The sequence below is a fragment of the Nocardia sp. NPDC003963 genome (assembly GCF_053605105.1).
In genome coordinates this window covers 43,327-57,001 of sequence record NZ_JBSGIP010000004.1, presented here as the reverse complement: position 1 = coordinate 57,001, position 13,675 = coordinate 43,327, and the positions used below count along the sequence as shown (strand labels likewise).

The window sequence follows — 13,675 nt, the reverse complement described above, 5'->3', positions numbered from 1 at the left end:
ATATTTCACTACCTGACCATTGCTCTCAATTGGCGTGTCGCGACCGACAGCGCCGCCAGATCCTGTTGGCCGGACTCCTCGATGGCGTCCAGCACAGTGCTCGTGCGCAGCAGCCGGGCTGTGTTGTCACACTGCCACTCGGCGATCTTGTCGGCCGCGGTGCCATCGCAGGTACCGAGAGTGAGGATATCGAGACATACCGCGCGGACGATATCGTAGAGTTCGTCGCGTAGAGACAGTCGGGCCAACGCGTTCCACCTGTTCTCCTTCTCCAGCCGGGAAACCTGGACAAGCAGGGGTACCAGCCCGATTCGTTCGCAGAGCAGATAGTACAGCTCACCGACCTCTTGGATACCGCGGCCCGCGAGGTCGGCGATTTCCACGACGTCGAGCAGGCCGAACTGGTCGAGCTGCACCTGCACGGTATGGGCGAGTTCGGCCGGAACCCCCTGCCCGATCATCGCGGCGGTGCGGGCGGCGAGGTCGTTCGCGTCGTCGCCGTGCAACCAGGCACCCAGATACGGTGTGAATTCCGCGATTCGATCCCGGAAACGATCGATCTCGGCGTGCACGGCCAATGGTTGTGGCCGGCGCGTCAGTAACCAGCGCGCGGATCGGTCGACCAATCGCCGGATAGAGAAATTCAGGTCATTGGTGACCGCGGCGTCGAACCGGCTTTCCCGAATGATGCGCCACAGATCGGGCAGCTGGAAAATCTCCGTAACGATCGCGAATGCCCGGACGGCGTCGACGTCCGTCGCCCCGATCTCCTCGTGCAGTCGGAACGCGTAGGTGATACCACCGCGGTCGACAACACGGTTGGCCAGCGTGGTGGCGATGATCTCGCGCCGGAGCGGATGCTGCTCGACCGCCGTGCCGGAGAGGCCGCGTAGCTGTTCCGGGAAGTAATCGGCGAGCACATCGGTGAAGTCGGATAGATCGGGCAGATCACTGGACAGCAGTTGCGATTTCAGCGCGAGTTTCGTGTGCGCGGCAAGGATCGCCAACTCCGGAGACGTGAGCCCCTGTCCTGATCGCTGCCGGGCGGTGATCTCCGCCGCGCCGGGCAAGACCTCGAGGGCACGATCCACACCGTAGTTGCGCACCAGGTGATCGATCAGCCGGCCGTGCACCGCGATCGAGGTCGCGGCGGTGGCCCGGCTGAAACCCATGAGGTCGTTCTGGGAGTCGTTGTCGGCAAGAACCAGACGCAGCACTTCAGGAGCCATTGCCGCCAACAGGGGGGCGCGTTCTTCGCTCGTGAGCGCTCCTGCGCCGATCCAGGCGTCGAGCAGGATTTTGATGTTGACCTCGTGGTCGGAGCAGTCCACCCCGGCCGAATTGTCGAGCGCATCGGTATTGATCCGGCCACCGGCCCGGGCGTACTCGATGCGGCCGAGCTGGGTGCAGCCGAGATTGCCGCCTTCGACGACCACCCGGGCACGCAGTTGCGTGGCGTCGATCCGTACGGGGTCGTTGCTCTTGTCCCCGACGTCGAGTTGCGATTCGGTGCTCGCTTTCACGTAGGTGCCGATGCCGCCGTTCCAGAGCAGATCGACGGGTGCGCGCAGGATCGCCTGCACCAATTCCGGCGGCGGCAGTTCGGCGACTCCGTCCGGCAAGCCGAGTGCCTGCCGCACTGGTTCGCTGATCGGCACCGCCTTACGAGAACGGTCCCAGACGCCGCCGCCGGGACTGATCAGATCGGCGGAGTAGTCGTTCCACGATGATCGCGGCAGCGCGGCCAGACGCGCGCGTTCGGCGAACGACACCGCGGCGTCCGGGTTCGGGTCGAGGAATATATGCCGGTGGTCGAAGGCCGCGATGAGCCGGATGTGCCGGCTGAGCAGCATTCCGTTGCCGAATACGTCCCCGCTCATATCGCCTATCCCGGCTACCGTGAAATCCCGCGATTGCGGGTCCAGATCGATTTCTCGAAAATGTTGCCGCACGCTTTCCCACGCGCCTTTGGCCGTGATGCCGAGAGCCTTGTGGTCGTAGCCGACCGAGCCGCCGGAGGCGAACGCGTCCGCCAGCCAGAATCCGTACTGCGCGGCGACATCGTTGGCGATATCGGAGAAGGTCGCGGTGCCTTTGTCCGCGGCGACGACGAGGTAGGTGTCGGGGCCGTCATAGTCGACTACGCGAGCCGGGGGGATCACGGCACCGCCGGCGAGGTCGATGTTGTCGGTGAGGTCCAGCAGACCGCTGATGAAAAGGCGGTAGCAGCGGACTCCCTCGGCACGGTAGGCGTCGCGGTCCGCCGCGGCGGAGCCGGTCGCGGCGGGCGGACGTTTGACCACGAATCCGCCCTTGGCTCCGACCGGCACGATGACCGAGTTCTTCACCGCTTGCGCTTTGACCAAGCCCAGCACCTCGGTGCGAAAGTCTTCTCTGCGGTCCGACCAGCGCAGTCCACCGCGGGCGACACGGCCGAAACGCAGATGCACACCTTCCATCCAGGGCGAATGAACGTAGACCTCGAAGCGTGGCCGCGGCTGTGGCAGCTGGGCGATCCGTTGCGAATCGAACTTGAACGAGAGGTATTCGCGGTCGGTGGACCGGTCCGCGGTCGGTGGGTGGACGAAGAAATTGGTCCGCACCGTCGCATCGACGAGACCGAGGAAGGCGCGCAGAATGCGGTCGGCGTCCAGACCCGGCACGGCGCCGCATTCGGCGCTCACGGCGTGCAGCAACGGCTCGGTCACGCGTGGCTCCGGTAGGTCGGGGTCGAACCGCGCCCGGAACAGATCCACGAGCATCCGGGTGATGCCGGGATACTCGCCGAGCACTCCGGCGATATGCGGGAGGCTGTACGGGAAACCGGCCTGACGAAGATAGTTCGCGTAGGCGCGTAGCACGCTCACCGCACGCCAGCCCAGCCCCGCCCGCGGAACGAGTTCGTTGAACTTGTCGGCTTCGGCCCGAGCATTCCAGATCGCGGCGATCGTCTCGGTGCACCGTGCCGCGAACGTCGGGTCTTCCTGCGCGGCCTCACCCGCCAGAGTTGCGGGGAACCGAATCCCGAACTCGTATATCCAGCAACGCATTCCGCTGGAATTGTCGACCGTGTACGGCCGTTCGTCGAGTACCTCTACGCCGAGGCTGCCCAGTATGGGAAGAACTTCGCTCAGGGATGCCCGGCGGCCCCCCACGGAGAGGGTGAGCAGCCATTCACCTGCTTCGCGGTCGATACCGCAAGTCATTCGTAGGTGTATCTCCCCGGACCCCAGTCGCTCGATGACCACGGGGTCCGCCGATGCCCGAGCCGGCTCGGGAACGATCGCAGTGGGACTCATGTGAAATACCTTCCGCCGCGGGTGCGCGGCCCAGCTCTTGCGTACCGCTTGACACCAGCATGTCTATACAGGACTATACATTCTTACTCGCGCAGCGTGAGTCCCGACACAGACGTTCCGAAGCGTGAAGCCCGTCACCGGATGCGCTGCTCTGATGCGCCGCACCGCCGACGTGTCCCAACCGAACCCGAGGAGTACACACCGATGTCGACCGTCAAGCCCGCCGCTGTGCCCGGCTCGCGATCCGTGTCCGCACCACGCGGGCGCGAACTGAACACACTGGGCTGGCAGCAGGAGGGTGCCCTGCGGATGCTGATGAACAATCTGGATCCCGACGTGGCAGAGCACCCGGACGAGCTGGTCGTCTACGGCGGTACCGGCAGGGCCGCGCGCAACTGGGCATCATTCGACGCGATGGTCCGGACGCTGCAGACCTTGAAGTCCGACGAAACCATGCTGGTGCAATCGGGCAAACCGGTCGGCGTTTTCCGCACCAGCGAATGGGCCCCGCGAGTGCTCATCGCGAACTCGAACCTGGTCGGGGACTGGGCGAACTGGGAGGAGTTCCGCCGGCTCGAGGAACTCGGGTTGACCATGTACGGACAGATGACGGCCGGCTCGTGGATCTATATCGGCACCCAGGGCATTCTGCAGGGCACCTACGAGACGTTCGGTGCGGTGGCGCGCAAGTTGGCCGCCGCGGGCCGCCGCCCCGACCTCGACGGCACCCTGGCGGGCACCATCACCTTGACCGCGGGACTCGGTGGTATGGGCGGTGCCCAGCCACTCGCCGTGACGATGAACGGGGGAGTCGCGATCTGTGTCGACTGCGACGTGACTCGTATCGACCGCCGGATCGCACATCGGTACCTCGATACCAAGGCCACCGATATCGACGACGCGCTCCGGCTGGCAGTCGAGGCCCGCGATACCAGGCGGCCGCTCTCGATCGGCGTCGAAGGCAACGCGGCAGAGATTTTCCCGCAACTGCTGGCCATGGACGCACCCATCGATATCGTGACCGACCAGACCTCGGCACACGACCCGCTGGCGTACCTGCCGGCGGGAATCGACTTCGCGGATATGAAGGCGGCGGCCGAGCAGGATCCGGCCAAGTTCACCGAGGACGCCCGGGCGTCGATGACCGACCATGTGCGGGCGATGGTCGGGTTCCTCGATCGCGGAGCCGAGGTCTTCGACTACGGCAACTCGATCCGCGACGAGGCCCGCAAGACCGGGTACGACCGGGCTTTCGATTTTCCCGGCTTCGTCCCCGCCTACATCCGCCCGCTCTTCGAGGAAGGTCTGGGCCCGTTCCGGTGGGCCGCGCTGTCGGGTGACCCGAAGGACATCGAGGCCACCGACAAAGCGATCTTGGACCTCTTCCCGGAGAACGCGCACCTGCGCCGGTGGATCGAAATGGCCGGAGAGAAGGTCGCCTTCGAGGGCCTGCCCGCCCGGATCTGCTGGCTCGGGTACGGCGAACGACATCTGGCAGGTCTGAAGTTCAACGAAATGGTGGCCTCCGGCGAACTGTCCGCGCCGATCGCGATCGGACGTGACCATCTGGATTCGGGCTCGGTGGCCTCGCCGTATCGCGAAACCGAATCGATGGCGGACGGGTCGGATGCCATCGCCGACTGGCCGCTGCTCAACGCGCTGGTGAACACCGCGTCCGGAGCGTCGTGGGTATCCATCCACCACGGCGGCGGAGTCGGCATGGGCCGCTCGATCCATGCCGGACAGGTGTGTATCGCCGACGGCACCGAAATCGCCGCCGAGAAGCTCGCCAGGGTGTTGACCAACGATCCGGGAATGGGTGTGATCCGGCACGCGGACGCGGGCTACGACTATGCGAACGATGTCGCCAGAGCGCGCGGGGTGCGTGTCCCGATGAACGAGGGCTGAGCGCGATGCGGTCCACATTGCTGACCGGAATCGGCACTCTCGTCACCAACGACCCCGGAATCGGCGAAGGCCCCCTCGGCCTGGTACGTGATGCCGCGATCGCCTTCGAGGACGGCGTCGTCGCGTGGATCGGCAAAGCCGGCTCCGCGCCCAGCAGTGATACCGGACATGATCTCGGCGGACGGGCGGTACTGCCGGGATTCGTAGAGAGCCATGCGCATCTCGTGTTCGCGGGAGATCGTGCCGAGGAGTTCAGCGCACGCATGTCCGGGTCGCCGTACGCGGCAGGCGGAATCCGGACAACGATCGAAGCGACGCGCGACGCCACCGACGACGAACTGCGCGCGAACACCGGGCGGCTGATGAAGGAATCGAGCCGCAGTGGCAGCACCACGATCGAATGCAAGACCGGATACGGGCAATCGGTGGACAGCGAGTTGCGCAGCGCCGAGATCGCGGCGGCGTTCACCGATGAAGTCACGCTGCTCGCCGCACACGTCCCGCCGCCGGAATACACCGGACGTGCGGACGACTACGTGCGCATGGTCTGCGACGAGATGATCGAGGCGTGCGCACCGCATGCCAAGTGGATCGATGTCTTCTGCGAGGAGGGTGCGTTCGATCGCGATCAGGCACATGCCGTGCTCACCGCGGGTATGGCCAAGGGCCTGGTACCGCGAGTGCACGGCAACCAGCTTCGGCCCGGCCCCGGCGTCGCGCTGGCGGTCGAGATCGGGGCCGCGTCCGTAGACCACGTCACCTATGTGACCGCTGCGGATATCGACGCACTGGCGCAGAGTTCGACGGTGGCCACGCTGCTTCCGGCGGCCGAATTCTCGACGCGCAACCGCTATCCCGACGCTCGGGCGCTACTCGACGCGGGTGTCACCGTCGCGCTGGGTGCCGACTGCAACCCGGGTACCTCGTATACGACGAGCCTGCCCTTCTGCATCGCGCTGGCGGTACGGGATATGCACATGACGCCGGAGGAAGCCGTATGGGCAGCGACCGCCGGCGGGGCGGCGGCGCTGCGCCGCACCGATATCGGGGTCCTGAGCCCTGGATCGAAGGCGGATGCGATCGCGCTGGACGCACCGTCGTACCTACACCTGGCATACCGGCCGGGAGTGCCGTTGATCCACAGCGTCTGGGTGGCCGGACAGCCGGTCTATTCCGCAACACGTTGAGCCGACCGACCTGCTACGAGGAGACCGAGAGATGGGGTTACCGATTCCGGTGACGATGCCGCCGGCGCTATGGACCGGCCGTGACGACGGCCCCGGCGGCGAGCATCTGCGGTGGCATCACGTGGTGCGACCGCACATCCCCGGCGCCGACCCGGCTGCCTGCGTCTTCGTCGGCTTCGCCAGCGACGAAGGCGTGCACCGCAACCAAGGTCGCCGCGGCGCGGCGGCCGGGCCGAATGCGCTGCGGCAGGCATTGTCCTCGATGGCACTGGCCGACCCGATCCGCGCGTTCGACGCCGGTACGGTAGAGGTCGGCTACGACAGGTTGGCGGCGGGTCAACGCCGGCTCGGATGTGTGGTGACCGAGCTGCTCGACTCGGGACAGTTCCCGGTCGTACTCGGCGGCGGCCATGAGGTGGCATTCGGAACCTACCGGGGGCTGTCCGATTCGGTCCTGCGTACTCCGCACGTGCGGATCGGGGTCCTGAATCTCGATGCGCACTTCGATCTCCGCGCCGATCCGGTTCCTTCCTCGGGGACACCGTTTCGGCAGATCTTCGAGCTGGCGGATGCGACGGGGACGGCCGTCGAATACGCGGTCGTCGGTATCGGCCAGCCCAGCAACACCGCTGCCCTGTTCGACACCGCGCGACGCCTCGGTGTGAGGTACCTGCCGGATGACGAATGCGGTATCGGCAGCATTCCTCGCGTCCGGGAATTCGTCGAGGAATTCCTGACCCGCGTCGACCTTGTTCACCTCACCATCGACCTGGACGTGTTGCCCGCCTCGGTGGCGCCCGGAGTCAGTGCACCTGCCGCCTTCGGGGTGCCCCTCGAAACCATCCAGTCCGTCACCGACCACGTCGCCGCGAGCGGCAAGCTCGTGGTCTGTGACGTGGCCGAACTCAATCCATTGTTCGATATCGACAGCCGCACCGCGCGCACCGCCGCCCGGCTGATCCACCGCATCGTCACCACGCGGCAACCACCACAGGAGATTTCATGACCGACGAGGTGGTGCTGGGTGGTCGCGGGCTCGCCGTGGAAAGATTGATGCAACTGGCGGCGGCGCCGGTCCGGATCACGGCGGATCCGGCGGGCCACGACAAGGTGCGGAAATCGCGCGAAGCGGCGTTGCGGATCGCACAGCGCCGAGCGGTATACGGTCGCACCACGGGTGTCGGTGGGAACCGCGACGACACCGTCGCCGACGGTGTCGAGCAGGACCTGCGCCTACTGCGCAGTCACGCCACCGGATCGGGTGGGTACCTGGCCGACCATATCGTTCGCGCATCGATGATCATCCGGGTCAATCAGATCCTCAACGGCGGATCCGGCATTCATCCGAATATCGTCGCGGCGCTGACCGGCGCTGTCGCTGCCGACGCACTGCCCCGGGTGCACTCCCGTGGCGCGATCGGCACCGGCGACCTCAGCGCGTTCGCCGAGATCGGTCTCGCACTGATCGGGGATATCCCGTTGAGCGACGGCCGCACTCGGCAGCGGTGGACCCCGCACCACGGCGATGCTCTGCCGCTCATCTCGACCAACGCCATGACGGTGGCGATCGCGGCGGCGGCATCGGAAAGGGTGACCAACTGGCTGAACCACTACTTGACCGTCTGTGTGCTGTCGCTGATCGCGACCAGAAGCTCGTCGGAGCCCTTCGCGCCACAGGTGCAGGCGGCGCGGCCGTACCTCGGCCAGGAAGAAGTAGCGCAGCGGGTTCGTATCCTGCTCGCCGGCCACCGACTCGCACCGGTACGAGTACAGGATTCCTACGGATTCCGTGCGATCGCTCCGATATGCGGTGCGACCTGGCAGGCGGTCCAGCGTCTGAAGGCCACCCTCGGTATCGAGATGAACTCGGCGACCGAGAACCCACTGGTATGCGTCGACGATGACGAGATATTCCACAACGGAAACTTCCACGGCATGCCGCTAGCGCTCGGAGTGGACGAGTTGAAACTCGCCGTGGCGAGCAGCGCCCTGCTCTCCCAGTGCCGGTTGGCCAACCTGACCGACCCCGCGGTGACCGGGCTGCGGCCCTTCCTCGCCGACGGTCCGGCGGGCAGCAGCGGCGTGATGCTGCTGGAATACACCGCTGCCGCGGCGATCGCCGAGACCAAGGCGTCGGCGGCGCCCGGCTCGCTCGGCCACACGGTCATTTCGCGCGGGACCGAAGACCATGCCAGCTTCGCGTCACAGGCGGCGGCCCAACTCACCGACATCCTCGAACAGGCCACTGTGGTGCTGGCGTGCGAACTGATCTGCGCGGTGCGCGCGTTGGGTCAGCAGCAGCGTGAGCTCGACCCCGGCACTCCGCTCGGTGCCTACCTGCGCCGGGTCCGCGACCGCCTCGATTCGCGGGTGGCCGACCGGCCGCTGAGCCCGGACCTCGAGGTGGCCACAGAGTTCCTGCACGAACCTGCGCAGAAGGCGTTGAAGTACTCGGGTGGTCCTACGTCCGAGTCGAACGGAAAGTAGCACTACTTCATGATTACCTTCGAGAATGTAACCAAGGCGTACCCGGACGGCACAGTCGCGGTGGACGAGCTGAGCCTGGAGTGTCCGACCGGCAAGATCACCGCCCTGGTCGGTCCGTCCGGTTGCGGCAAGACCACCTCGCTGCGGATGATCAATCGCCTCATCGAACCCACCTCGGGCACGATATCTTTGAACGGCGAAGTGACCACGGCGATGGATCCGGCCCGGCTGCGGCGCAGAATCGGTTACGTCATCCAGAACGCGGGCCTTTTTCCGCACCGGACCATCATCGACAACATCGCCACCATGCCGCGGCTACTCGGTAAGACGCGACGGGAATCCCGGAAGCGAGCCGCCGAGCTACTCGAAGTGGTCGGTCTGGCCGCGAATTTCGGCGACCGATATCCCTGGCAGCTGTCCGGCGGCCAGCAGCAGCGCGTCGGCGTCGCCCGGGCGCTGGCCGCGGACCCGGCGTTCATGCTGATGGACGAACCGTTCAGCGCGGTGGACCCGGTCGTCCGAGCCCAGTTGCAGGATGAATTCCTCCGGTTACAGGAAAACATCGGCAAAACCATCATCGTGGTCACCCACGATATCGACGAGGCACTGAAACTCGGTGATCAGGTCGTGGTGCTGCGCACTGGCGGCCGGCTCGCCCAAACCGCCACTCCGCATGAACTTCTCACACATCCGGCCGACGAGTTCGTCGCCGATTTCGTGGGCCGCGATCGGGGATATCGATCCCTCGGATTCGCCTCAATCGATGGAACGCTGGAGACTGCACTCGAACCGACCGCGCGGATCGGCGACTCGGCCGATGCCGTCGCAGCACTGACAGACGGCGACTGGCTGCTCATCGTGGACGCCGGGGACCGGCCGATCGGCTGGGTGCGGCCACATGCCGTCACCGGCACGATCACGGCAGCCGATCTGAATCTGAGCGGCACCACCGCGAGTGTTCACGGGACACTGCGCGCGCTGCTCGATGCGGCGTTGTCCGCACCGAGCAAACGAGGCGTCGTCGTGGATCGCCACGGCATCCTGGTCGGAACAGTGACCGCCGCCGCGGCGGTTTCGGCGATCGAGAAGGCCGATCGACCCGACATGGAGGTGCGGTCGAGATGAACTTCGAATGGCTGAGCCGTCAGTCCGACCACATCATCACCCTCGTCGGCTGGCATATCGCGCTTTCCGTCTTTCCGCTGGTCGTCGGGCTGATCATCGCGCTACCGATCGGATGGGTCGCGCACAGCAACCGTCGGCTGCATCACTACATCGTGGGCACTGCGGGCCTGTTCTATACCGTCCCCTCGCTCGCCCTGTTCGTCATCATGCCGTCCATTCTCGGCACCAGGATCCTCGACCCGGCCAACGTCATGGTCGCGTTGACCGTCTACACGGTCGCGCTCCTGGTTCGTGTGGTCGCCGACGCTCTCGATTCCGTGGCACCCGAAACGATCTTGGCCGCGACGGCGATGGGGTACCGGTCGTATCAGACGTTGCTACTAGTGCAGTTGCCGGTCGGTGTGCCGGTCATCAGCGCGGGCCTGCGAGTAGCGGTCGTTTCGAATGTCAGCCTGGCGTCGCTGGCCGCGCTACTCGGCATTCCGCAGATCGGAACGCTGTTCACCCAGGGGTTCCAGTTGCGGTTCTATACACCGATCGTCACCGGCATCGTGCTCTGTCTGCTGCTTGCCCTCGCTCTCGACCTGCTCATCATGCTCGGCAACCGACTGCTGACGCCCTGGACTCCGAAGGTGTCCTCATCATGATCAACTGGCTACTGGATTCCGCACACTGGTATGGACCCGACGGCATACCGACGCTCGTCTACCAGCACCTCTTCTACACACTGCTCGCGTTGGTAGTCGCGGCAGTACTCGCCATTCCGCTCGGCCTCTACATCGGTCATACCCGGCGTGGCGCGGTGCTCATCGCCGGGTTGGCGAACTCGCTGCGGGCGCTGCCGACCATCGGCTTGCTGATTCTGCTGGTCCTTGTCCTGGGTCCGGCGTTCACCACAAAGCTCGCCTACCTCATCCCCAGCCTCGTGGTGCTGACCCTCCTGGCAGTGCCACCGATTCTGACGAATACCTACGCCGGCATCACGGCGGTCGATGCCGCCGCCGTGGATGCGGCACGCGGAATGGGGTTCCGGTCTCTCCGGATCCTCACGGAAGTGGAAATCCCCTGTGCCATGCCGTTGATCCTGTCCGGTGTTCGCAGTGCCGTCCTCCAGATCATCTCGACCGCCACTGTGGCGGCCTATATCTCGCTCGGTGGTCTGGGTCGACTCCTGATCGACGGCAAGGCGCAGAGCAACTACGCGATGATGGCCGCCGGAGCGGTCCTCGTCTCACTGTTGGCCCTCGTCTTCGACCTGGGCATCGCATACATCGCAAACCGTCTCGTATCTCCAGGCCTGACGCGCCGCGACAGCAAGGGGCGCCACAAGAGACCTCTGTCGGCTCCGCAACCCACCTCCGCATGAAATCGAGGAGTTCACCATGAAGAAGACGCTCATCGCAGGACTCGCCGTCTGTGCGCTCGCCGCACTGACAGCGTGTGGATCCGGCGACCCGCTGTCGGCCCAGAGCCCGTCCGGAGATTCGGGCGGTGCCATCGTGGTCGGCTCCGCCGACTTCCTGGAAAGCCAGCTGATCGGGACGATCTATGCGGAGGCGTTGCGCGCGAAGGGGATCGAGGTCACGGAGAAACCGAATATCGGTAGTCGCGAGCTGTACATGCCGGCGATCGAGGACGGCTCCATCGACCTGATCCCGGAATACACCGGCGCCCTGCTGCAATACCTCGACGCCCAGGCGACCGCGAACACGCCCGATGAAGTCATCGCGGCACTGCAGCCCGAGTTGCCCCAGGGGCTCGTCAACCTCGACCCCTCGCCGGCCGAGGACAAGGATGTCCTGGCCGTCACTCAGAAGACGGCAGACAAGTACTCGCTGAAGACGATCGATGATCTGGTGGCGCATGCGGGCGAACTGACCCTCGGCGGCCCGCCCGAGTGGAAGACCCGCAAGAACGGCGTTGTCGGTCTGCAGGATGTCTATGGGCTGAGGTTCAAGGACTTCACGGCGCTCGACGCAGGCGGCCCGCTCACGCTGAACGCACTGACCAGTGGTCAGATTCAGGTCGCCGATGTCTTCAGTACCGACCCGGCGCTGAAGAACGAGAACCTGGTCGCGCTCGAGGACACCAAGAACCTCTTCCTGGCAGAGAACATCACACCGATCATCAACCAGGCCAAAGCGACCGATAACGTTCGCGCTACCCTGAACGCGGTGTCCGCCGCGTTGACGACCGAGGATCTGACTGCCATGAACGTGCGTGTCGGCAATCTCGACGATATGCACGATGTCGCAAAGGAGTGGCTGGTCTCCGAAGGCCTGAGCTGACAGGCTCGGCGCGAACTTGCGTGGTGGGCGCCTGTTCCAGAACTGCTTCGTGAACGTGGTCGAGCTGCCGCCGAGTCCGGTGTACCCGAGCGGGCGGGGCGAGCGATGAGCTCGCCCCGCCCGCTCGGGTAACTCGATTCGCCCCGGAACAGAGGCTTCGTCCGAGGGGTGGGTGAGCGGACCGTCGACGACGACATCCTGTTGATCACCTGCCGGTGATCACGCCACCCACGCGCAGAGACCGGCAGCACGGGCTCGATCCGGGCCCATGCCCGATAGGTCGAATCATCACGACCGACCACCTCGTAGCCGACACCAGCCATCACGACGAATCCGCGACCGGCGTCGGATTTCGCCGATGCCAGCGGGCTCAGCATTGCCGCCCGATGTCAGCGTTCGTCGATGGACGGCGTCCGAAGGCAATAAAAGACGGTGTGGCCGCCCCCTCATTCGGCGGCCACACCGTCATTCCTGCGCATCAGAGCAGGTCCTTCGATCCGATATGGTGGACAGCTCTCGGCCCAGCCCGGGCAGCGCCCGGATCGCGGCTCGTGGACCGAGGCGACGTAAGCGTGCGCCCTGCGCGCCGACAGCTCGCGGTAGTCGACCGGCGACCGCATCACGCCGCCGAGGTGCGCTGCCTCAGGGATCGGCTCGGATATCAATCGGCAGATGCAACTCCAGGAATTCGTGAGTTCGCCGCCATGCCGCTTCTGCTTGCGCCGGCCGGTACAGCTCCCGGCGGGCGCCGGAAGCGAAGGCATGTCCGGCGTCGGGATAGAGATGGTGTCGGAAATCGACGCCGGCTTCGCGGAGAGCGGTGTCGAGTGCGTGTATCTGATCCGCAGGGATGAGCGGATCCTCGGCTCCGACATGTATCAACAGCGCGGTATCGAGGGCAGCGACCCGGTCGAGTACCGCGTGTGGCCCGGCAACGATGCCCGGACCGTAGAAGACGACCGTCGCCGCCAGACCCGCGATGGCCGTGGCAGCGGTGAAGGCCGCGCGGCCACCGAAACAGAATCCGACCAGGGCGATTCGGTCCGGTTCGATACCCTCCCGTCGTAGGTGCGCGACCACCGCCCGGAGATCGGTGATTATGTCGTCGGGTCCCGTGGCATCGACCAACCGGACCGCGGCCGCGTGTTGCTGATGAGGCAGGGAGCGGATCCCGGATCGGTGGAACAGTTGCGGCGCCACGGCAAGGTATCCGCGCTCAGCGAAATCCTGTGTCGTTGACTGCAGCGGGCGGTCGACGCCGAAAGCCGTCTGCAGGATGACGACCGCCCTACCGGACGCGGACGAGGGCCGGCAGCTGTACATCGACATCGGCCCGGCCGTGGTGGAGATGGTGACCCATTCCGACTCGATCACCGGAAAC

9 protein-coding genes and 1 pseudogene are annotated in these 13,675 nt (G+C 65.6%); 8 read left to right on the top strand and 2 right to left on the bottom strand.

The features are described 5' to 3' along the window. Positions 1-8 precede the first annotated feature (8 nt). Positions 9-3,266: pseudogene (locus ACWEWT_RS12345) on the bottom strand (NAD-glutamate dehydrogenase domain-containing protein); the annotation flags it as partial. Between the two features lie 237 nt (positions 3,267-3,503). Here ACWEWT_RS12345 and hutU point away from each other — a divergent pair. The 8 genes from hutU to ACWEWT_RS12305 are packed head-to-tail and all read left to right on the top strand — an operon-like array spanning position 3,504 to position 12,294. Further along, the gene (gene hutU / locus ACWEWT_RS12340) at positions 3,504-5,207 is read left to right on the top strand and encodes a urocanate hydratase (protein ID WP_452558431.1); all 1,704 of its coding nucleotides are present in this window, start codon (positions 3,504-3,506) and stop codon (positions 5,205-5,207) included. 5 nt (positions 5,208-5,212) lie between these two features. Then, positions 5,213-6,394 carry an imidazolonepropionase gene (gene hutI, locus ACWEWT_RS12335; protein WP_452558430.1) on the top strand — a complete coding sequence of 394 codons (1,182 nt, stop codon included), beginning with the start codon at positions 5,213-5,215 and terminating at the stop codon, positions 6,392-6,394. Positions 6,395-6,425: 31 nt separating this feature from the next. Continuing rightward, positions 6,426-7,400, top strand: coding sequence for a formimidoylglutamase (gene hutG / locus ACWEWT_RS12330; protein WP_452558428.1), 975 nt, complete (start codon positions 6,426-6,428; stop codon positions 7,398-7,400). Then, entirely contained in the window at positions 7,397-8,881 is a 1,485-nt protein-coding gene (locus ACWEWT_RS12325) for an aromatic amino acid lyase (RefSeq protein WP_452558427.1), read from the top strand. Before hutG ends, ACWEWT_RS12325 begins: the two co-directional genes overlap by 4 nt. A gap of 9 nt (positions 8,882-8,890) precedes the next feature. Then, positions 8,891-10,006, top strand: a complete 1,116-nt coding sequence (locus ACWEWT_RS12320; RefSeq protein WP_452558426.1) for an ABC transporter ATP-binding protein — start codon at positions 8,891-8,893, stop codon at positions 10,004-10,006. Then, positions 10,003-10,653 carry an ABC transporter permease gene (locus tag ACWEWT_RS12315; RefSeq protein WP_452558425.1) on the top strand — a complete coding sequence of 217 codons (651 nt, stop codon included), beginning with the start codon at positions 10,003-10,005 and terminating at the stop codon, positions 10,651-10,653. Before ACWEWT_RS12320 ends, ACWEWT_RS12315 begins: the two co-directional genes overlap by 4 nt. Further along, on the top strand, positions 10,650-11,372 hold the full coding sequence (locus ACWEWT_RS12310; protein WP_452558424.1) for an ABC transporter permease: 723 nt from the start codon (positions 10,650-10,652) through the stop codon (positions 11,370-11,372). Before ACWEWT_RS12315 ends, ACWEWT_RS12310 begins: the two co-directional genes overlap by 4 nt. 16 nt (positions 11,373-11,388) lie before the next feature. Beyond that, on the top strand, positions 11,389-12,294 hold the full coding sequence (locus ACWEWT_RS12305; protein ID WP_452558423.1) for a glycine betaine ABC transporter substrate-binding protein: 906 nt from the start codon (positions 11,389-11,391) through the stop codon (positions 12,292-12,294). Between the two features lie 642 nt (positions 12,295-12,936). On the opposite strand, the gene ACWEWT_RS12300 is transcribed toward ACWEWT_RS12305, so the two are convergent. Beyond that, the gene (locus ACWEWT_RS12300; RefSeq protein WP_452558422.1) at positions 12,937-13,668 is read right to left on the bottom strand and encodes a dienelactone hydrolase family protein; all 732 of its coding nucleotides are present in this window, start codon (positions 13,666-13,668) and stop codon (positions 12,937-12,939) included. Positions 13,669-13,675 lie beyond the last annotated feature (7 nt).

Coding starts and splice junctions, on each gene's coding strand:
- hutU (WP_452558431.1), top strand. CDS start 3,504: ATGTCGACCGTCAAGCCCGCCGCTGTGCCCGGCTCGCGATCCGTGTCC.
- hutI (WP_452558430.1), top strand. CDS start 5,213: ATGCGGTCCACATTGCTGACCGGAATCGGCACTCTCGTCACCAACGAC.
- hutG (WP_452558428.1), top strand. CDS start 6,426: ATGGGGTTACCGATTCCGGTGACGATGCCGCCGGCGCTATGGACCGGC.
- ACWEWT_RS12325 (WP_452558427.1), top strand. CDS start 7,397: ATGACCGACGAGGTGGTGCTGGGTGGTCGCGGGCTCGCCGTGGAAAGA.
- ACWEWT_RS12320 (WP_452558426.1), top strand. CDS start 8,891: ATGATTACCTTCGAGAATGTAACCAAGGCGTACCCGGACGGCACAGTC.
- ACWEWT_RS12315 (WP_452558425.1), top strand. CDS start 10,003: ATGAACTTCGAATGGCTGAGCCGTCAGTCCGACCACATCATCACCCTC.
- ACWEWT_RS12310 (WP_452558424.1), top strand. CDS start 10,650: ATGATCAACTGGCTACTGGATTCCGCACACTGGTATGGACCCGACGGC.
- ACWEWT_RS12305 (WP_452558423.1), top strand. CDS start 11,389: ATGAAGAAGACGCTCATCGCAGGACTCGCCGTCTGTGCGCTCGCCGCA.